This window comes from Nocardia sp. Tas62D01 (genome assembly GCF_055232035.1).
This window is the reverse complement of record NZ_JBUYUZ010000001.1, coordinates 2,336,230-2,356,187: the sequence shown is the minus strand read 5'-3', so window position 1 is coordinate 2,356,187 and position 19,958 is coordinate 2,336,230. Positions and strand designations below refer to the sequence as shown.

Genomic DNA, 19,958 nt, shown 5'->3' with positions numbered 1-19,958 from the left:
GGGTTCCGGCGACTACCTCGCCAGAACCACCCACCCACCAACGCCCCTTGTTCAGCGGCCTCCTAGTATCCCGCGCCAGGAATTCGTTGCAGATATGACGCGAGTCGGTCCAGGATCTCGTCGGCGGTCTTTGTCCAGGTGAACGGTTTCGGATCCTCGTTCCAGTGGGCGATCCAGTCACGGATGTCGCGTTCGAGGGCCTGGATGGACCGGTGGGCGCTGCGGCGCAGTTTCTTGTCCGTCAGCAGCCCGAACCAGCGCTCGACCTCGCCCCGCCAGGAGGAATAGGTGGGAGTGAAGTGCATGTGGAAACGCGGGTGCGCGGCAAGCCATTTCGCGATGATGGGCGCCTTGTGGGTGCTGTAGTTGTCGCAGATCAGGTGCACGTCGAGGTCGGCCGGGACTTCCTTGTCGAGCTTGGTGCGGAACTTCTTGAACTCGATGGCGCGGTGGTGGCGGTGGATGTGGTCATCGCGGTGCGCAGCAACGCGGCATCGCAGAGTCAGAACCCGCCGCGCAGCCACTACCAGACCAGTGTCAAATCGTGTGCAGCCTGCCAAGTGCCACAGCCTGACGCACGTTTATCGAATTTTTGACAAATAGATGACAAATAGCCGCAGGTCAGACGGTATTTTATCACCATGACCTGCGGCTTTGGTTTGGTATGAACATTGGTAACTCGCCGGGTACGCCCGAGGGCGCCCAGAACCGGCCACGGACTCAACCGTCAGCCCGCAATGGAACTGTCGGCGCACCCAACGATCGGCAAAGACGCCGAGAGGCGGGCGAGCATGCCCGCAGAGACGGGACAGTACGCTTGCCGGGGGCTAGCACTGGCCCGTCGGCAAGGCACGGAAGGATCCATGTCCAACCTGATCAACCTCGAACAGGTCTCCAAGAGCTTCGGGATCACACCACTACTGGACAACGTCTCGCTCGGCGTGCACGCGAGCGAGCGCATCGGCGTGGTCGGTCTCAACGGTGGTGGCAAGACGACGTTGCTGGAGGTGCTCACCGGCCTCGAGCCGCCCGACAGCGGTCGGGTGAGCCGGGTCGGCGGACTGCGTATCGCGGTGGTGACCCAGCGTGGCGTGCTGCCCGTAGGCGCGACGGTCGGTTCCGTGGTGCTTGCCGGGCTTGCCGACGATGAGATGACCGACGATGTGGCCGAACACGAATGGGCCGCCAATCCGCGTATCCGCTCGGTGATGGAGGGGATCGGGATCGCAGGGCTGGGTCTCGAGACCTCGATCGATAATCTCTCCGGCGGTGAGCGGCGCCGGGTCGCGCTGGCGGCGGCGTTGGTCCGTGACCTGGATCTGCTCGTGCTCGACGAGCCGACCAACCACCTCGACGTCGAGGGCGTGCAGTGGCTGGCCGTGCATCTGCTCAATCGCCGTAGCGCCTTGGTCGTGGTGACCCACGATCGTTGGTTCCTCGACACCGTCGCGACCAACACCTGGGAGGTCGTCGGCGGCAAGGTCGAAAGTTACGAGGGCGGCTATGGCGACTGGATCTTCGCTCGCGCCGAGCGCGCCAGGCAGGCCGACGCCTCCGAAGCGCGGCGCAGCAATCTGGCCCGCAAGGAACTGGCCTGGCTGCGGCGCGGCGCGAAGGCTCGCACCTCCAAGCCGCGCTACCGGGTGGAGGCGGCCGAGGCGCTGATCGCCGACGTGCCGCCGCCACGCGACAGCGTCTCGCTTGCCGCGTTCGCCCGAAAGCGGTTGGGGCGGGTCGTCGTCGAGCTGGAGGACACCACACTCACCACTCCGGACGGCCGAGAGTTGGTGCGCGACTTGACCTGGCGGCTGGCGCCGGGTGAGCGGGTCGGTCTGGTCGGGGTCAACGGCTCCGGCAAGACGACCCTGTTGCGCACCCTGGCCGGGGAGGTCGAACCGGCCGCGGGCAAGCGCATTCAGGGCCAGACGGTGCAGATCGGTTGGCTGCGTCAGGAACTCGACGACCTGCCCACCGAGATGCGGGTGCTGGAGGCGGTGCAGCAGATCGCGCAGCGAATCATGCTGGGCGACAAGGAAATATCCGCGGGTCAGCTGGCCGAGCGGCTCGGGTTCAGCCCGGCCCGCCAGCGTACCCCAGTCGGCGACCTGTCCGGTGGCGAGCGGCGCAGGCTGCAGCTGACCCGCATCCTGATGGCCGAGCCGAATGTGCTGCTGCTCGACGAGCCGACCAACGACCTGGACATCGACACCCTGCAACAGCTCGAGGACCTGCTCGACAACTGGGCGGGCACCCTGGTGGTGATCAGCCACGACCGCTACCTGATCGAACGCATCTGTGACTCGACCTGGGCGCTGTTCGGCGACGGCAAGCTCACCAACCTGCCCGGTGGCATCGACGAGTATCTGAAGAAGCGTGCCGCACAGGGCGCTACCCCGACCCGCATCGACACCAAGTCCGCCGACGCACCCGTCACGGATGCCGCGGCCCAGCGTGCCGCACGCAAGGAATTGTCGCGACTGGAACGCACCATCGAGAAGCTCGACGAACGTGAGCGACGCCTGCACACCGCCCTCGCGGAAGCTGCCACCGACCCGGACAAGCTCGTCACGCTCGGCGCGGAGCTGAAGCAGGTGCTCGCCGAAAAGGACGCCGCGGAGGAACGGTGGATGGAGTTGGCCGATGGTGCCTGAGATCACCCCCGGCCTAGCCGGACAGTTTCGCCGACACCCGCCGGAACCTGCCCGATCCGGCCGAAAGTGTCCGCGCAGACCCGGATCTAGCTGGTCCCGGAGACCCGCCCGTCCTGCACCACGACCGGCAGGCACGTCTGCACGAAATCGGCGCCGAACCCGGTGAGCGCGATGCTGCGGTAATGCACCTTGGTGCCGAACCCGGACCGCTTGAGTACCTCACGCACCGGGGACTGCGCCTCTAGCAACTGGTACCGGTTCGGGTTGCCGACGGGCTCCTTGACGAACTCGATGAGCCCCAGCCTGCGTAGGTTGGGCAGGTACTGCTGGACGCGGTTCGGAAAGCGCAGTCCAGCGTGCTCGCCGATCAGGTTGAGCCCGGACATGATTCGCTCCGCGCCGAGCCCGCGTGGGCGTCCGGTGCGGATGTCGATCGACGGCTGCGGGCCGTCGAGGTGCAGGAAGCGCAGGATGCGCGCCTCGTCGGGGGTCAGGTCGGACAGCATCCTGGCGAAGGCGGGGTGGGTGTCCTGATGCTCGCCGTGAGTACTCGCCGACAACCGCAGCAGCGCGGCGCCCTGTTCGCGCAAGGTGGGCAGGGCCGCCGGATCCGGCGGCTCGGGAGTGGCGGGCAGCCGCAATGCCCGGCGCACCGCGTCCCGGACTTCGGCCTCGGCCTCGGCGAGGACCTCGCGTGGCGGCGCACCGGCCACGCTGCCCCGTACCACGGTGGCGCCGACGCCGAGCGCGGTGTCGAAGCTCCACGCGGCGACCTCGGAGGCGGCCGTCACCGCGACCCGCGCCACTCCGGTTGCCGCGCGGACTGTCTTGCGCACCGAACCGGATTGTCTTGCTCGCGTTGGTGATTCGCTGGCAAACGGGATTTCCGTGACGGGCCGTTGCGCGATCTCGGTGGAGGGCTCGGCCCCCGCACCGGTCTCGACGGCCTGGATATCGCCGCCGCCGTCGGGTTCCGTCACCACCATGTTGTTGCCACTCCCGTTCCGAAGATCAGGATATGAGCGTATCCGGCAAACAGGCCGAGCACACCGCCATGGACGAAAAGCAGCCATTCGTCCTGTCTGATCGCCGAGCGCAGCATGTCGACCAGGTCATTCGGCGACAGAGCGGACATTTGCTTGGAGATGTACTCGCCGATCTGCTTGCCCTGACGGACGTTGAACTCCGGATCGGCGAAGGCGATCGGTGCGATGTTCATGGCCTCGGCGGTGAGCGTCGACTGCAGCGAGTCGTACTCCCGGCTGCCGAGCACGAACTTGACCGCGGACCTTGCTGGCCCGAGCGCGCGGTCGGTGGCCGGCCGAAGCGTGTCCTCCAGCATCTGCATGGTCCGGTCCGATCGTGGGCCGTTGAGCAGTTCGTCGCCGATGTTGGCGACCGTCATGACCTGGGTGGAGACCAATTCGGCGTAGCCCGCGGTGATTTCGTCCTGGCGCTTGATCAGCAGACCCTGCCGCCACGGGCACCACCACTTCGGGTACGCGGGCGCGAAGATCATATTGATGCCCACCCAGTTGACCACCCAGCCGATGATGATCCCGCCGATCGGAAGCACCGCCAGCGACGACCAATCCGTCAGGTGCAGGATCGCGACGAGCACGGCGCCCATCGGTGCGCCGAAGTAGAAGCCGAAGTTGATCATGAACCGCAGCTCTTTGGCTCCGAGCACCTGGAACAGCTGGTTGAGCAACTGCGGGCGAGCCTGGAAGTAGCGGATGACCATCTGCTTGACGTCGAGCAGCTGATCGATATTGGCGCCGAGTTCCTCGGTGAGTTCACGCAGGATGTCCGGCAGTTGCTGGCGCACGCGGTCGTGGATCATGTCGCGCACCTGGCTCGGCAGGTTGTACCAGAGCTGGGGATGTTCGCGGCGCAGGATTTCCTCGACGATGTCGTGGATTTGATTTTGCGCGATATTCGTCAAATGTTCGGCGAGCGCGTCGGGCTCTATCTCTCGGTAGAAGTCGGCGACGCTACCGAGTTTCGCGAGCCCTTTGTCGACGGCAATGCTCGCCATCTTGTCCGCACGCGAGGGTACGATGCCCTGCCAGCCGATCCTGTCGTCATAGCTCAGCAGCGGCAATACTTGAATTCGTTTGGGTAGGAACGGAAAAAGCGCGCGTAGGCCCGGTAGTCGAAAGCCGTGGAAGGCGATCGGCTGGAACAACATGAGCACGCCGGTCCAGTTGGTGATGTAGCCGATGATGCCGGTGAAGAGCGGAATCGTGATCAGTTCCAACACAATGGACGGGTGGAACACACTCTCTAACACGACACCCTCCTGCCGATATACCGGTGATCGCCGCTTCACCGGGACCCCAAAGTAGCATCCTGTCGGCAACTGGACCCTACTGTGAGGTACGAAATGTGGTCCACCTCGACTGCGCTGGGCCAGACACTATTGTCTGAGACATCAGTCACAGCGTGTGTCCAGAATGTCGTATTGTCCATGGTGACCGGAGACAATGACGACCACCACATCCCACTCGCGACAGGTAACGGGTGCTTGGGGTTTGCGACCGGCGCAGGGGCTGGTCGTAGCGGGTAGCCCACCCGGCTGGCGAGTTGGGCATACCTGGAAGGCTGTCGGGCAATAATCTGTGGGCGGACTCGTTCACTTGGGCAATACATCGGAGTAGGACGTGGTAGACGACAGGACCGGACACGACGTGACCCGGGCCGGTTCCCGCGCCGTGGAGCGCAGCTCGGATGTCGAACAGCGGCAGATCAGCGATGAGGCACGGCTGATCCGCGGCGTGTTCCGGGCGGCAGGGCTCGCGGCGGGCACCGTTGTGCGCGGCAGTCAATGGGCGGTGAATACCTCGTACGAGGTGACCAAGGAGATCACGCAGGCCGCGTTGGACGGCGAGTCGTCGGCCGATATCGCCGAACGGACCGGCAATGCGCTGCGGTCGATCGCGCGCAGCGCGCTTGGCGTGACCGAGGGTTCGGTGCGCGAAATCGTCAGCTACGTACCGACTTCCAACGGTCCGGCCCAGCAGCAGGCCATCGGTCTCGGCACGCCGCTGCATTCGGCGTCGGTCGAGGAATTGCGCCGTCGAGGTGACGCGCTGCTTGCTCGTTCGGCGGACGTCTACTTCTCCGAGGACGTGCATCCGGCCTACGACCGAATCCTCGACGAACTGGCCCCCGACGAGGCGCGCATCCTGCGGTTCATGGCGCTCAACGGCGCCCAGCCCTCGGTCGACGTGCGGACCAACCGGCCGCTTGGCATCGGCTCGGAGTTGGTGACCGGCAATCTCACCTCGGTCCCGGAGCAGGCGGGTGTGCGCTATCCGGATCGGGCGCGCACCTACCTGATCAACCTCAACCGGCTCGGATTGACGCTGACCTCGGATGATCCGGTGGTCCTCAGCCGCTACATGGTGCTGGAAGTGCAGCCCGAGGTCGAGGTGGCGCTGAAGAAGGCGGGGCGGGCGCCGAAGATCGTGCGCAAGAGTCTGCGGCTGACCGAGTTCGGCGAGGATTTCTGCCGCACCTGCTTCACGATCGGATATTGAGCCGCTCCCCGCGTTCACCCCGCGAATTCGCCCCTTTGCCCCGGCGAAAGCCGGGGCGCAGGCCGTCTGCCTGCGACGGCACGGTGATAGCAATCTGATACAAATCTCGTAAATCCCGGATTCGGATGGGATTGTTGAGGGATGGAGCAGGAAGCCGGCGGGCAGGAGCGTAGCGACCCGGGAAGTGGTTCGGCCGCGCAGGAGCGTAGCGACCGGGGGACGGACGCCGTCTCCGCCATCAGTCGGTTGAAGTTCCGATATTTGCGGACCCTCGACACCAAGTCGTGGGAAGAGTTCGCCGACACCATGGTGCCGGAGGCGACCGCCACCTATAGCGAATACCTGCAGTTCGAATCGCGCGACGCGTTTCTGGCTTTCATGCGCAACACCCTCGGCCCGCACGTCATCACCGAGCACAGATGCGATCACCCGGAGATCGATATAGACGGGGACACCGCCATCGGCACTTGGTATCTCGCCGACACGGTGCTGATCCCCGAGAACAATATGCTGCTACGCGGCGCGGCGTTCTACACCGATCGCTACGTACTCTGCTCCGATGGCCGCTGGCGCATTTCGCACACCGGCTACGAGCGCACCTACGAGGTGGTTCTCTCGCTCAGTGATCTACCGAGCCTGCGGCTCACCTCCAGCCGGTGGGGTCTGTTCGCGCGCGAAGACGGAGTAATAGCCTCGGTTGAACGCGATCCTGGCACCGCGCCGTTGCGGCGCGAACCGGAAGCCGGCTGACTCAGTCAGCCGCGGCGACCAGCGGTTCGAGGGTGAGGGAGGGGAATTCCTTCTCGATGTACTGCAGCCGCCACTTGTCGCTGAACAGCGCGAGCAAGGCGCCGTCGCTGCGGGTGAAGACCTCCACCCCGCGTTGACGGCCGAGCTCGGGTGCGGAGACGGCGTCGGTGCGCCGGGCCAGCGTGTAAGCCAGGTTCTCCATCCGGGTCTCGACATTGAACTCGGCCTGCATTCGGGCGGTGACCACCTCGAACTGCATCGGACCGACCGCCGCGAGCACGGGGGATGCGTCGCCGCGAATGTCGTTGCGCAGCACCTGCACCACGCCCTCGGAATCGAGCTGGTCGATGGCCTTGCGGAACTGCTTGTACTTGCCCGCGCTCTCGGCGCGCAGCACCGCGAAGTGCTCCGGCGCGAAGGACGGGATCGGCGGGAACTCCACCTTCTTGTCTACGAACAGCGTGTGCCCCGGCGCCAGCGCGGTCGCGTTGACCAGGCCGACCACATCGCCGGGGTAGGCAGTGTCGACGGTGGAACGCTCCCGGCCGAACACAGTCAGCGCGTACTTGGTCGCGAACGGCCTGCCGGTCTGCGCGTGCGTGACCACCATGCCGCGCTCGAATTCACCCGACACGATCCGCATGAACGCCAGCCGGTCGCGGTGTGCCGCGTCCATGCCGGCCTGCACCTTGAACACCACCGCGCTGAACGGGTCGATGGTGTTGCGCGGCGTGCCCGCCATGTCGGCGCGCGGGCCGGGCGCCGGCGCCAGCGACACCAGCGTTTCCAGCAGCTGCCGGACGCCGAAGTTCAGCATCGCCGAGGCATAGATGACCGGTGAGGTCTGACCGGCGAGGAACAGTTCCTGATCATGGTCCTGTCCGGTGGCCGAGAGCAATTCGCTTTCCTCGGCGGCAGTGGTCCACGCCTCGCCCTCGCGTGCCTCCGCGGATTCCGGGGTCAGCGACTCCTCAGGTGCGATGGTCGCGCCGCCCGCGGTGCGGGTGAAGTGGATGTACTCGACCGCGGCCCCGTCGGGGCCGCGGCGCAGCAGGCCGCGGAAGTCACCGGCGATGCCGACCGGCAGGAACAGCGGCGTCGGGGTGAGCCCGATCCGCTCGTTGATCTCGTCGAGCAGTTCCAGTGGCGCCTGGCCGGGCCGGTCCCATTTGTTGATGACGGTGATCACCGGGATGCCGCGGTGGCGGCACACCTGGAAGAGCTTCAGCGTCTGCGGCTCCAGGCCCTTCGCGGCGTCGATGAGCATCACCGCGGCATCGACGGCGGTGAGCACCCGGTAGGTGTCCTCGGAGAAATCGGAGTGGCCGGGGGTGTCGACCAGATTGATCACGTTGTCGACATCCGAGCCCGCGGCACGGTAGTTGAACTGCAGCGCGGTTGAGCTGACCGAGATGCCGCGCGCCTTCTCCATCTCCATCCAGTCCGAGACCGTGGAGCGTCGACCGGCCTTGCCGTGGATGGCGCCCGCTTCGGAGATCATCTTCGCGTGCAGCGCGAGCGCCTCGGTGAGCGTCGACTTGCCCGCGTCGGGGTGGGAGATCACCGCGAAGGTGCGGCGTCGGGCGACCTCGGCGGGCAGGCCGCGCGGAGTGGGCGCGACGACACCCTCAATGGAGGCGGTCAACTTCAACACCCTTTCGCAGACGGCCGGTCGGCAACCGCTCCAGCGTACGCGACCGACATGGCCGTAATACGACGCGCTGATCTGTTCGAGCGACCTGCGAGCAGTCGCTAGCGGTGACCACCCGATTCAAACTGCGCATGACCACTGCGCTATGGTGTTCGGGTTGTCTCGGCGAGGGTGACCGCAGACCTGATGCGCTCACCGTGATCGACGCGGCTCGGCTTCCGGCCGTCCTCGTTCGGTCTTCGCCCGACGAGTTGACCACCCCGAGCCAGGGCAGAAACAGTCCCTGGTGAGCACTGTTGATAAGCCCGGAAGAGCCGTAGGGAGTAGATCCAGTCATGTCCGACGCCAACGTTCTCGAAGCCGCCGTTCGCACGGAGTTCGGAAAGGGCGCCGCCCGCCGCACCCGCCGTTCCGGCAACGTCCCCGCCGTGCTGTACGGCCACGCCGCCGACCCGCAGCACCTCTCTCTCAACGCGCAGGCGTTCGCCGCTATCCTGCGTGAGCACGGCACCAACGCGCTGCTGAACCTCGTCATCGACGGCAAGAAGCAGCTCGCGCTGACCAAATCCGTTGTCGTGCACCCGATTCGCCGCTATATCGAGCATGCCGACCTGCTGATCATCAAGCGGGGCGAGCGCGTCACCGCCGACGTGCAGCTGGTGCTGACCGGCGACGCCGCCTCCGGCACCCTGGTCACCCAGGAGACCACCACGCTGTCGATCGAGGCCGACGCCACCAAGCTGCCCGAGTCCATCGAGGTGTCGATCGAGGGCATCGAGGCCGGCACCCAGATCGCCGCCTCGGGCATCGATCTGCCGCAGGGCGTCACCCTGGTCGGCGATCCGGAAGCGCTGATCGTCAACATCATCGCCGCCCCGGCCTCCGCGCAGGAGACCGAAGCGGCCGGCCTCGAGGAAAAGTCCGCGAGCGCCGAGTAAGAACCCCCGCGGATCGGTTCTTCCGTGACCGAATCCACGACCGGGCCCGTGCTCGTTGTCGGACTGGGTAACCCAGGTCCGGAATACGAGCGCACCCGGCACAATGTCGGCTTTCTGGTCGCCGACGTGCTCGCGGAGCGCGTCGGCGGCCGTTTTGCCGTGCACAAGAAATCGGGCGCGGACCTGTTGCAGGCCCGCCTCGACGGCCGCCAGGTGCTGATCGCCAAGCCGCGCTCGTTCATGAATCTGTCCGGTCGACCGGTCGCCGCGCTGGCCCGGTTCTTCTCCGTGCCGCCGACCGAGGTGATCGTCGTGCACGACGAGCTCGACCTGCCCTTCGGTTCGGTGCGACTCAAGCGCGGCGGCGGCGAGGGCGGGCACAACGGGCTTCGCTCCGTCTCCAGCGCCTTGACCACCAAGGACTACCTGCGGGTGCGCTTCGGCATCGGCCGCCCGCCCGGCCGCCAGGACCCCGCGGACTATGTGCTCAAGCCGTTCTCGGCGCCCGAACGCAAGGAGGTCCCGGTGCTCGTCGAGCAGACCGCCGACGCTGTCGAGCTATTGCTGCGCGTCGGTCTGGAGACCGCGCAGAATCAGCTGCACTGAATTCCATCGGCCGTGCCTGCGTACGCGCTGTTTGCCGCGGGCCCAATTCCCGACCCGAATATGCCGACCGCGAGGTCATTCGGGGAAGTGGTACCGGGTCTGGGTGAAGTACTCGCCCTTGCCGAAGGCGAGGACCTTGGCGGGGGCGATGCCGAAGACGTACGCCGCGCGTCCCTCGCCGTCGTTGAATCCGCCGTCCAGGACGGTGAAGTCCCAGTCCAGCTTTGTTTTCCGCAGCGCGGCCAGTTCCTGTGGGGTGGCTTAGTGCAGGTGGATGGCGGTGGCGGCGCGGCGGAGCTTGCCCGACGAGGTCTTCGGGAGTGCGCCGGGGCCGAGGACTGCGACGGTGCGTGGGCGAGCACCGACTTCGGTGAAGACGGCGTGCACGATTTCGTGTTCGATGCGTTTGACCTCGTCGGAGTTCTGATAGTCGTTGCTTTCCACCACCACCGCGAAGCTTTCGCGTTTCTCGCCCGCGTCCAGACGCACTGCGACGGCGTTGCCGGGGCGGACGCCGGGAACGCGCATGGCGGCGCGCTCGATGTCGGTGGGGTAGATGTTGCGGCCGCCCATGATGATGACGTCTTTGATGCGGCCGCACACCACAACCAGGCCCTCTTCGGTGAAGTAACCGATGTCGCCGGTGTCGAGCCAGCCTTCGTCGTCCTGCGCGGTGCGGAAGCCGTTGACGGTGATGTAGCCGGATGTGACTGCGGGGCCGCGCAATTCGATCACGCCCACCGAGCGGGTCGGCAGCGATTGGCGTTCGGCGTCGACGATCCGGCCCTCCAGCTCGTCGACGAGGTAACCCAGGGTCGGCAGCCTGCGGACGTTGCCGTGGTGCGCGTGCTCGTCCGGCACCGGCACCGCCTTACCGAGCGCCTCCAGCAGATCTGCGTCGATGACGTCGAGCACCTGCCCGTGGCCCGGATCCGGAACCGACACGGCCAGCGTGGTTTCGGCCATACCGTAGACCGGGGTAAGCGCCATCGGGTTGAGCCCGAAGCGTTTTCCGGCCGCGGCGAGCGCGTCCATGGTGTCCGGGTCCACCGGCTCGGCGCCGTTCCACATGTATCGGACGCTGCTGAGGTCGATCGACCCTTCCTCGGCCTGCTTCAGCCGGCGCGCCAGTAGCGAGTAGGCGAAATTCGGCGCCGCCGTGACGGTGCCGCGGTATCGGTCGATCAGCTCGGCCCACAGCAGCGGCCGCATCAGGAAGTCCAGCGGCGTCACGGACACCACTTCGGCGCCGAATTGCATAGGGACGCTGAGAAATCCGACCATGCCCATGTCGTGGAAAAGTGGGAGCCAGCTGACCATCACATCGTCGTCGAGCTGGAATTTCACCCGGTTGAACATGGCGTAGGCGTTGACGAAGAAGTTTCCGTGCGTGATCCGCACGGCCCTGGGTGATCCGGTCGAGCCGGAAGTCAACTGCTGCAACGCGATATCGGATTCGTCGGTCGGCACGGGGTCGGTGTCCGGGCCGTCGTGCAACTGGTCGATGCGCACCACTGTGATGCCGCGATCGCGCAGCAGCGGTTCCGCGGCCTCGAAGGGCGCGCCGAGCACCACAGCGCGCGCGTCGATCATGTGCAGCACGGTCTCGGTGTCGCGGGCCCAAATCACCAGATCGGTGCGCGGGGTCGGCTGGTGCAGCATGGTGATCGAGGCGCCGCGCATCCAGATGGCCTGGCAGGCCGGTGCGATATCGACCGGCATACCCGCTAGCACGCCCACGGCGTCACCGTGCTCGATCCCCGCCTCGGCCAGGCCGCCCGCCATTCGTCGCGCGATCCGATGTAGCTCGCCCCAGGTCTGGCGCGTTGGGGCGCCGGGTTCCCCGGTAACCAGCCCACGCGTGGAGGTTTGGGCCGTCGCGTACATCTCGTCGGTGAACCTGCTCAATGGTCGACTCCCTCGTCACCAACACAAGTGGCCGGACCTGCTCGCCCAAGCCTGCCGGCCGATTTCCCGGCCTGCATCAACTATCCCGCCAAATCGCCGCGGCGTTAACCCGCTTTTCGATTGTCAGCGGTATGCGCTGGTCAGCGCAATGCGGGTGATATCGGTGACCGACAGTCCCGCGTACGTCATCTGCCGCTGGGTGCCCTCGCCGGGATCGAAGAGCAAGCCCTCCTCGCCCCACCGCAGCAGGTACCCGTTGTGGTTGCGTTGTTAGTTCGCGTGGCGACACGTGTCCTCAGAGCGTGGCGACGGCGGCCACGAAACGGTCCAGTTCCTCGAAGCTGACGAAGCAGTGCGCAGAGGCGCGCACGACGGATGCGAGGCCGCGCGCGGTCATGTCGAGCAATGTGGAGCCGGCATGGCTGACCGTCACCGTAATGTCTTGCGCCGCAAGGCGGTCGCGGACCTCGTGGGTGTCGACGCCGTCGACGGTGAACGAGACGATGCCGTTGTGCCGGATGCCGATGTCGCGGACGGTCACGCCGCCGATTTCCGGCAGTGCCTTGCGCAGGTATTCCGCGCGGGCCGCGATGGCGGCGTAGACGTCGTCGGGACCGAGGTCGAGTAGGTAGTGGACAGCGGCGCCGAGACCGAGGCGGGCGGCGACATCGGATTCCCAGAATTCGAAGCGGCTCGCGTCGGTGGCCAGGGTGTACTGGTCGGGGGCGCTCCACTGCGCGCTGTGCAGGTCGAGGCGTTCGGGCACCATCGACTCGGCCAATTCCGGTCGCAGGTAAAGGAATCCGGTGCCGCGCGGGCCGCGCAGCCACTTGCGGCCGGTGACCGAGAGCGCGTCGACGTCGAGTTCCACCACATCGATCGGGAGCTGACCGGCGGACTGGCAGGCATCCAGCAACACCAGCGCACCGACCGAATGTGCGATCCCGGTGGCCTCGGCGGCCGGGTTCACCAGTCCGCCGTTGGTCGGTACGTGCAGCACCGACACCAGCTTGACCCGCTCGTCCACCATGGTGGCGAGGGCGTCGAGGTCGATTTGGCCGCTGCCGTCGCTGGGAATCTGCTCGACCGTGGCGCCGGTGGCCGCGGCGCGTTGCAGGGCTGCGATGGCGTTGCTCGCGTAGTCGGCGCCACAGATGAGGATGCGATCGCCGGGCGCCAGGGGGACCGAGTAGAAGAAATCGGCCCAGGAGCGGGTCGCACTATCGCTCAGCGCGATGCTGGTCGGGGCGGCGTTGATGAGGGCGCCGATCGCGGTTTTCACGGCGGCGAGATCGTCGAGGCGTTCGTTCGCCGCGCGGTAGCCGCCGACCTCGGCCTCGCGCCGGAGATGGTCGACGACCGTGTCGGTGACGACCCGCGGTGGCAGCGAGGATCCCGCGCTGTCGAGGAAAACGAGCCCGGGCCCGGAACCGGACCCACAGCCTGGAGTGTCGGCCCTTACGCGGTTGTCGTCCAGCATGTCGACGACAATATCCGGTGCGGAGTTCGACTTCTTGTCGCTTTCTTGTCGGTGTGGCTCGCTACCCTTTTTTGGGTCGGCATTCGCGGAATACGACCCGCAACCCCGGCGATACACCAACCATGGCGGAGAAAAATCCGCGGTGGTACGGACTCACACGGTGGAGGTTGGCATGGCAGTCACACTGGAGCATCCGGAGTCGGCCAATGCCCTCGAACACGGGGAACTGTCCTCGCGGGCGGCAGCGGAGGCCTATGTCGGAGGTGTCTGTTTCAAGTTGGGACCACCGACGCTGATCGGCGCCGAACTGGAGTGGCTCACCGTGCAGGGTGAGTGTTCGACGTCAGGCCGATCGGCCGCCCCCCGCCCGCAACTGGCTGCACTCGCAGAAGCACTCGGACCGTACGCACCGCGGTCCATAGCCCCCGATTCACCGGCACTCTCGTTGCCAGGGGGCAGCCGGGTCACCCTCGAACCCGGCGGTCAGATCGAACTCTCCAGCGCCCCGTTCGCCGCTGCCACGCAGCTGTGCGAGGGTTTGCGCACCGACGCCCGGATGCTGCGGGATCTTCTCGAATCCCGATCCATCCGAACGGTTTCCGCCGCCGCCGACGCGGACCGCCGCCCTAAACGGGTGCTGCAGTTGCCGCGCTATCGCGCCATGGAACAGTCCTTCGGCGGCGTCGGCCCTTTCGGCAAACTGATGATGTGCAATACCGCCGCGACCCAGGTCAGCGTCGACGCGGGCGCCGATCGCGCGGAGGTGACCGCCCGCTGGACCGCCCTGTACACGGTGGGTCCGGCGCTGCTTGCCGCGTTCGCTTGCTCGCCCGCGCTGCGCGGCGCGCCGGTGGGTGCTTGGGCCTCCCAGCGCATGCGAACCTGGCTGCGCCTGGACCACACCCGCACCCGACCGCCGGTCCAGGCATGGCCGGATCCGGTCGCGGACTACGGGCGCTGGGCGTTGGACGTGCCGCTGCTGTGCGTGCGTAGAGCCGACGGCGCGGTGGGACCGGATGACGGCGGCCGTGATCGCGACTGGTCCGCGCCGCCGGGCGCCTCGTTCGCGGACTGGTTGTCCGGAGCGTTGGACGACGAGGTGGGCCGCCGCCCCGAGATCGGCGATCTCGACTACCACCTGACCACGTTGTTCCCGCCGGTGCGTGCGTCCGGGCACCTGGAGATCCGCTACCTGGATGCGCAGCCCGAGGACGACTGGACGGTCCCGATCCATGTCGTCGACGCGCTCATGTCGACTCCGGCCGTCGTGGCCGAGGCGACCTCGGTGGCGCAACCGCTCGCCGGGGGCTGGCTGCACGCGGCCCGCTGTGGGCTGGCCGACCCGGAGATCCGGTCCGTGGCGGTCGAACTGCTGACCCTGGCCGCCGCGCACGCGACGACCCCCGAGGGCGCCCGTGAGATCGAAGCCGTGGCCGAACGATGTCGCCGCGGTCGTACCCCGAACGACGAACTCGTCTCGGGCGGTGCGGATACGAACGGGGCTCGGTCATGAGCACGGCGACGACGCCACCGACGCACGAATCCGACCAGAACGAGTTCCGGAGAGCAGCCTCGTGACCATTCATCACCCCGCCACCGACAACTCCGATACCGAACGGATTCGGGAGCGGATCGCCCAAGTCCTCACTCGCGCAAGGGATCGCACCCTCGCCCTCACCGACAGCATCGACGAAGCCGAGCTGATCGCCCAGCATTCCCGGCTGATGAGTCCGCTGGTATGGGACCTCGCGCACATCGGCAATCAGGAGGAGCTGTGGCTGGTGCGTGATGTCGGCGGCCGCGAGCCGGTGCGTGCCGATATCGATGAGCTGTACGACGCGTTCAAGCACACGCGCGCCAACCGCCCCGAGTTGCCGCTGCTCGATCCCACCCAGGCCCGCGGTTACGTCGGCACCGTGCGCGACAGGGTGTGGGATGTGCTGGACCGCAGTGCATTACGCGGCCGCACGCTCGTCGACGGCGGCTTCGCCTTCGGCATGATCGCCCAGCACGAGCAGCAGCACGACGAGACGATGCTGGCCACCCATCAGCTGCGCACCGGCGCCGCGGTGCTTTCCGCGCCCTCCGCGCCGATGGTGACCGCCCCGGTCGGTGGCGAAGTGGTCATTCCCGCGGGCGAGTTCACCATGGGCACTTCGACCGAACCCTGGGCGCTGGACAACGAGCGTCCGGCGCATCGAGTTCATGTGCCCGCCTTCGCTATCGACGCCGCGCCGGTGACCAATGAGCAGTACCTGTCCTTCATCGCAGACGGCGGCTACGACCGGCCCGAGCTGTGGTCCGAACCAGGCTGGTCGCATCGGCAGGAGGCGGGTCTGGTCGCGCCGCAGTTCTGGCAGCGCGATCCGGCCGGGCAGTGGTGGCGCAGGGTTTTCGGCGTCATGACACCGCTGCGTGCGCGGCAGCCGGTGCTGCACGTCTGCTGGTTCGAGGCCGAGGCCTACGCGAACTGGGCGGGCAAGCGACTACCCACCGAGGCCGAATGGGAGAAGGCAGCCCGGTTCGACCCGGCCACGGGTGCGTCGCGCCGCTACCCATGGGGCAACGCCGAACCCGATTCCACCACCGCCAATCTCGGACAGCGGCATCTGGAACCCGCCGATGTCGGGGCTTACCCGGCGGGTGCCTCCCCGGCCGGTGTACACCAGCTGATCGGCGACGTATGGGAGTGGACCGCTTCGGGTTTCGACCCGTACCCGGGCTTCCGCGCCTTCCCGTACGCGGAGTACTCCGATGTGTTCTTCGGCGGCGACTACCGAGTGCTGCGCGGCGGCTCGTTCGGCACGGATCCGGTGGCCTGCCGCAGCACATTCCGCAACTGGGACCACCCGATTCGACGCCAGATCTTCTCGGGCTTCCGCTTGGCCCGTGACCTCGGGCGTGGTGAGGGCCGATGAGCATCGCAGCGACTGGGGCCCGCGGAACGAGGCGAGAGCGATCCCGCCGTCTCGGCGACAGTCGGGATCTACTGCTGGGCAACGATTTCCGCAAGGGCGACAACGGAGCCGCCGATGTGTAGGCATCTCGGCTACCTCGGACCACAAGTTCGCGTGGGTGACATGCTCACGCTGGGTAGCCATTCCCTACGCACCCAGGCGTGGGCGCCGAAGGACATGCGCGGCGGCGGCACCATCAATGCCGACGGGTTCGGCGTCGCCTGGTGGCGGGACGGCGAGGACGACTCGGTCACCGTCAGCCGCTACCGCAATGCCGCGCCGGTCTGGACCGACCCGGCCGTGGAAGAGATACTGCCGCAACTGGAATCGTGGGCAGTGCTCGCCGCGGTGCGGTCGGCCACCGTCGGCATGCCGGTGGAGCGGGCCGCGTGTGCGCCGTTCACGCACGGCCGCTGGGCGTTCAGCCACAACGGCATGGTTTCGGACTGGCGACGCACCCTGTCCGCCGTCGCCGCCGAATTCGACAGCACCGCAGCTGAACTCGGTGCCGGTCTGTTCGAACCGACTCGACTGCTCGAGACCGAATCGGCCACCGACTCGGCGGCGCTCTGGGTCATCCTGCGCGGCCTGCTCGCGACCGGCGCACCCGATGGCGAATGGGGCGCCGCGCCCGCGGCGCTGCGCCTGCTGGTGTCCGCCGTGCTCGCGCACGCCCCGGAATCTCGACTCAATTTCCTACTCGGCGACGGCGCCCAATTGTGGGCGACCACCTGGCATCATTCGCTGTCGGCGCTGGTCACCGACGATTTCGCCATTCTCGCCTCCGAACCCTTCGACGACGACCCCCGTTGGCAGCCGATCCCCGATCGAAGCCTGGTCTCCGCACGACCAGGTGCGCTGTCGGTGGACCCCCTTCCCTCCGCACCCGCGTCACTCGAGTACGACGTGATACCGAAAGGCACCCCGCTATGACCGCACCGACGCTGGAGATCCACCTATCCGACGACGACCTCACCTCGGCGTTGCGGGCGGACGCCAGGCTCGGCCTCACCGCGGACCCGAAGTGGTTGCCACCCAAGTGGTTCTACGACGCCCGCGGCAGCGAACTGTTCGAGCAGATCACCGAACTCCCGGAGTACTATCCAACGCGCACCGAACGCGCCCTGCTGGACCGGGTGGTCGGCGAAATCGCGCGCACCGCCCAGGCCGAGGTCCTGGTCGAGCTGGGCGCAGGTTCGGCCGCCAAGACCCGGCTGCTGCTCACCGCGCTAACCACCGAGGGACCGCTGAAGACCTATGTCCCGCAGGATGTCTCGTCGTCGGCGCTGCGTGCCGCGGCCGACGAGATCGCCGTGGAGTTCCCCGGCCTCGCCGTGCACGGTGTCGTCAGCGATTTCACCGACACCTTGCACAACCTGCCCGGCGGCGGCCGCCGCATGATCGCCTTCCTCGGTGGCACCATCGGGAACCTGGCTCCCGCCGAACGTGCCGAATTCCTCACCAGCATCCACGACGTGCTGGAACCGGGCGAACAACTCATGCTCGGCGCGGGCCTGGTCATCGATCCCGCCGTCCTGGTCCCCGCCTATGACGACGCTGCAGGCGTCACCGCCGAATTCAACCGAAATGTATTGCACGTTCTGAACAACCGTCTCGACGCCGACTTCGAACCCGACAGGTTCGCGCACGTCGCGCACTGGGATGCCGAGCACGAGTGGATCGAAATGCGCCTGGAGGCAACCGAAGCCATGACAGTCACCATCCGGGATCTGGACCTCACCATTCAGTTCGCCGCAGGCGAGCAGATGCGCACCGAGATCTCGGCCAAGTTCCGTGTCGAGGGTCTGAACGCCGAACTGGCCGCCGCGGGCTTGCGCACCGCACAGGTGTGGACGGACCAGGACGACCGCTTCGCCCTCGTCCTGGCTGTGCGAAACTAGCGCGTCAACCCACCACGGCCGCAAGCCATTCGATCAAGGGCCGCATCGTCTCCCAGGCGGTGCGGATCTCCCTGGCGGCGCGTGGCTTGTCCAGCCAGGTGGGTGCGCCGAACTCCTTGCCGCAGGTGAGTGATTTGTGGCGGAGCAGGTCGATGCGGGGATGGTCGGCCTCGTAGCCTTTCGGCTTGGTCTTCAGTTTGTCGCCGCCGATCCCGTACCCGGCGGCGGTGAGCTTCGCGAGGATCGCCTCGAGTTCCGCGCCGCGCACCTCGTCGTCGATGGTGGCGCGCAGCTGGGCGACCTGGGTGGGAGAGCCCGAATAGAAGCCGCCGCCGATGTACAGCCCGGCCGCGCCGATCTGCATGTACCAGCCGACGCCGGGCGCGGTGCTGACCACCGCGCCCTGGGTCGTCTTGTACGGCGACTTGTCCTTGGCGAAGCGGACGTCGCGGTATGGACGGAAGATCTTCGCGGCGCCGAACTCGGGCTCCAGCTGCGCGGCCAGCGCGACCATCGGCGCACGCACCGCCTCGTCGTAGACGTGCTTGTGCGCGTTCCAGAAGGTCTTCGAGTTATCGGCCTCGAGGTCCTCGTAGAAATCCAGCCCCGCCAAGGGGAACCCACCGAACTCGCTCATGCCGACACCTCGCTAACGCTCGGCGCCGTCACGAGCGACCGCTCGGCTGTGTCTATTGTTCGCTCGCTGCGCTCGCTCATGCCGACACCTCGCTAACGCTCGGCGCCGTCACGAGCGACCGCTCGGCTGTGTCTATTGTTCGCTCGCTGCGCTCGCTCATGCGAAAAACGTACGTTCTCGGCTCGTCGCCCGCGAGACCCGGTCGGTGGCTGCCCGATCAGTCCTGTTCGGGGATCATGTCGCCGCTGAAGACAACGAAGCTCAGCACCAGGCCGACGACCAGCGCGATCCCGGACACGATGGCAGCCCATTTGCCGAGGGATTCGCCCTTGTTGTGGCCGATGACACCCAAGATGATGCCCGCGGGGCCGAACAGGATCGGGCAGAACAGCAGGCTGATCGCCGCGCAGACGAAGGCGATGATCGACAGCTTCTGCGGTCCCGATCGCGGAGGGAGTCCGGGGCCGCCCTCCGACCCGGACCACTGCCCACCGGCGGGTTGCGAGGTCGCCCCGGCATCCCACGACGGAGCTTGCGCTGGGGCGCCCGGCGAATGGGACCCTCCCGCACTCCGGGGCTGAGCTGCCTGGTCCGGCGGGGGTGTCCCCGAACCGAACGGCCGCGGTTGTGGTTGGGCCCCCGGCAGTGGTGCGTCGGGTTCGGCCGCGGTGGAGTGCCACGGCTCGCTGGAGGCGGGTGTGGCCCACTCGGTACCCGAAGGCCGCAGCGGCTCAGGCTCTTTGGTGCGGGATTCGTCCGCCGGCTGTGGCGCATCGCCGGTGGGTTGGGGCGCGGCGCCGGGTTGCGGCGCGGCGGCCTCGCTGTCGGGCGGTTGTGGTGCGTTGGCCGTCGGTTGTGCCTGGGGAGACTTGTCGCCGTGCTCGGGATTCTGCGGCGCGGTCATAGCACCCTCCTCGTGTCGTCCGGTCGCCGTCTG

At 67.1% G+C, this 19,958-nt stretch carries 18 protein-coding genes and 1 pseudogene; 10 read left to right on the top strand and 9 right to left on the bottom strand.

Translation table 11 applies throughout. The annotated features are described in order from the left end of the window. Positions 1 to 62: 62 nt before the first annotated feature. Entirely contained in the window at positions 63 to 524 is a 462-nt protein-coding gene (locus tag ACV7NQ_RS11575) for a transposase (RefSeq protein ID WP_463359636.1), read from the bottom strand. A gap of 339 nt (positions 525 to 863) precedes the next feature. On the opposite strand from ACV7NQ_RS11575, the gene ACV7NQ_RS11570 reads away from it, so the two are divergent. After that, entirely contained in the window at positions 864 to 2,651 is a 1,788-nt protein-coding gene (locus tag ACV7NQ_RS11570; RefSeq protein ID WP_463359635.1) for an ABC-F family ATP-binding cassette domain-containing protein, read from the top strand. An 86-nt stretch (positions 2,652 to 2,737) separates the two neighbouring features. Here ACV7NQ_RS11570 and ACV7NQ_RS11565 read toward each other — a convergent pair whose 3' ends face one another. Both ACV7NQ_RS11565 and ACV7NQ_RS11560 read right to left on the bottom strand, forming a co-directional pair. Continuing rightward, positions 2,738 to 3,637, bottom strand: a complete 900-nt coding sequence (locus tag ACV7NQ_RS11565) for an Abi-alpha family protein (RefSeq protein WP_463359634.1) — start codon at positions 3,635 to 3,637, stop codon at positions 2,738 to 2,740. Then, positions 3,628 to 4,944, bottom strand: a complete 1,317-nt coding sequence (locus ACV7NQ_RS11560; protein WP_463359633.1) for a hypothetical protein — start codon at positions 4,942 to 4,944, stop codon at positions 3,628 to 3,630. Before ACV7NQ_RS11560 ends, ACV7NQ_RS11565 begins: the two co-directional genes overlap by 10 nt. Before the next feature lie 370 nt (positions 4,945 to 5,314). Here ACV7NQ_RS11560 and ACV7NQ_RS11555 point away from each other — a divergent pair, with 370 nt between their 5' ends. Both ACV7NQ_RS11555 and ACV7NQ_RS11550 read left to right on the top strand, forming a co-directional pair. Next, positions 5,315 to 6,193: an Abi-alpha family protein gene (locus ACV7NQ_RS11555; RefSeq protein WP_463359632.1), complete on the top strand. Its 879-nt coding sequence runs from the start codon at positions 5,315 to 5,317 to the stop codon at positions 6,191 to 6,193. A gap of 141 nt (positions 6,194 to 6,334) precedes the next feature. Further along, positions 6,335 to 6,943, top strand: coding sequence for a nuclear transport factor 2 family protein (locus tag ACV7NQ_RS11550; RefSeq protein WP_463359631.1), 609 nt, complete (start codon positions 6,335 to 6,337; stop codon positions 6,941 to 6,943). A 1-nt stretch (position 6,944) separates the two neighbouring features. On the opposite strand, the gene ACV7NQ_RS11545 is transcribed toward ACV7NQ_RS11550, so the two are convergent. Continuing rightward, positions 6,945 to 8,588 (bottom strand): peptide chain release factor 3, encoded by a 1,644-nt coding sequence (locus ACV7NQ_RS11545; protein ID WP_463359630.1) that lies wholly within the window; start codon positions 8,586 to 8,588, stop codon positions 6,945 to 6,947. A 341-nt stretch (positions 8,589 to 8,929) separates the two neighbouring features. On the opposite strand from ACV7NQ_RS11545, the gene ACV7NQ_RS11540 reads away from it, so the two are divergent. Then, a complete protein-coding gene (locus ACV7NQ_RS11540; protein ID WP_463359629.1) occupies positions 8,930 to 9,532 on the top strand; it encodes a 50S ribosomal protein L25/general stress protein Ctc in 603 nt (200 codons plus the stop codon). Between the two features lie 24 nt (positions 9,533 to 9,556). Continuing rightward, entirely contained in the window at positions 9,557 to 10,138 is a 582-nt protein-coding gene (gene pth, locus ACV7NQ_RS11535; protein WP_463359628.1) for an aminoacyl-tRNA hydrolase, read from the top strand. A gap of 261 nt (positions 10,139 to 10,399) precedes the next feature. Here pth and ACV7NQ_RS11530 read toward each other — a convergent pair whose 3' ends face one another. The 3 genes and pseudogenes from ACV7NQ_RS11530 to ACV7NQ_RS11520 form a co-directional block, all read right to left on the bottom strand. Then, positions 10,400 to 12,046: a fatty acyl-AMP ligase gene (locus tag ACV7NQ_RS11530; RefSeq protein WP_463359627.1), complete on the bottom strand. Its 1,647-nt coding sequence runs from the start codon at positions 12,044 to 12,046 to the stop codon at positions 10,400 to 10,402. Positions 12,047 to 12,184: 138 nt separating this feature from the next. Beyond that, positions 12,185 to 12,316: pseudogene (locus tag ACV7NQ_RS11525) on the bottom strand (ribonuclease Z); the annotation flags it as partial. A 25-nt stretch (positions 12,317 to 12,341) separates the two neighbouring features. Continuing rightward, positions 12,342 to 13,526: an aminotransferase class V-fold PLP-dependent enzyme gene (locus tag ACV7NQ_RS11520; protein WP_463359626.1), complete on the bottom strand. Its 1,185-nt coding sequence runs from the start codon at positions 13,524 to 13,526 to the stop codon at positions 12,342 to 12,344. Positions 13,527 to 13,698: 172 nt separating this feature from the next. Between ACV7NQ_RS11520 and egtA the strand changes: the two genes are divergently transcribed. The 5 genes from egtA to egtD all read left to right on the top strand — a co-directional run bounded on the left by egtA (position 13,699) and on the right by egtD (position 18,384). After that, a complete protein-coding gene (gene egtA, locus ACV7NQ_RS11515) occupies positions 13,699 to 15,039 on the top strand; it encodes an ergothioneine biosynthesis glutamate--cysteine ligase EgtA (protein ID WP_463359625.1) in 1,341 nt (446 codons plus the stop codon). A 61-nt stretch (positions 15,040 to 15,100) separates the two neighbouring features. Continuing rightward, entirely contained in the window at positions 15,101 to 16,444 is a 1,344-nt protein-coding gene (egtB, locus tag ACV7NQ_RS11510) for an ergothioneine biosynthesis protein EgtB (protein WP_463359624.1), read from the top strand. Then, entirely contained in the window at positions 16,441 to 16,566 is a 126-nt protein-coding gene (locus tag ACV7NQ_RS11505) for a hypothetical protein (protein WP_463359623.1), read from the top strand. Before egtB ends, ACV7NQ_RS11505 begins: the two co-directional genes overlap by 4 nt. Next, positions 16,559 to 17,416 (top strand): ergothioneine biosynthesis protein EgtC, encoded by an 858-nt coding sequence (gene egtC / locus ACV7NQ_RS11500; RefSeq protein ID WP_463359622.1) that lies wholly within the window; start codon positions 16,559 to 16,561, stop codon positions 17,414 to 17,416. Before ACV7NQ_RS11505 ends, egtC begins: the two co-directional genes overlap by 8 nt. Further along, on the top strand, positions 17,413 to 18,384 hold the full coding sequence (gene egtD, locus ACV7NQ_RS11495) for an L-histidine N(alpha)-methyltransferase (RefSeq protein WP_463359621.1): 972 nt from the start codon (positions 17,413 to 17,415) through the stop codon (positions 18,382 to 18,384). Before egtC ends, egtD begins: the two co-directional genes overlap by 4 nt. A gap of 4 nt (positions 18,385 to 18,388) precedes the next feature. Here the strand turns inward: egtD and ACV7NQ_RS11490 are convergent, their stop codons facing one another. Both ACV7NQ_RS11490 and ACV7NQ_RS11485 read right to left on the bottom strand, forming a co-directional pair. Then, the gene (locus ACV7NQ_RS11490) at positions 18,389 to 19,021 is read right to left on the bottom strand and encodes a DUF2461 domain-containing protein (RefSeq protein WP_463359620.1); all 633 of its coding nucleotides are present in this window, start codon (positions 19,019 to 19,021) and stop codon (positions 18,389 to 18,391) included. Positions 19,022 to 19,238: 217 nt separating this feature from the next. Next, on the bottom strand, positions 19,239 to 19,925 hold the full coding sequence (locus ACV7NQ_RS11485; protein WP_463359619.1) for a hypothetical protein: 687 nt from the start codon (positions 19,923 to 19,925) through the stop codon (positions 19,239 to 19,241). Positions 19,926 to 19,958: the final 33 nt, after the last annotated feature.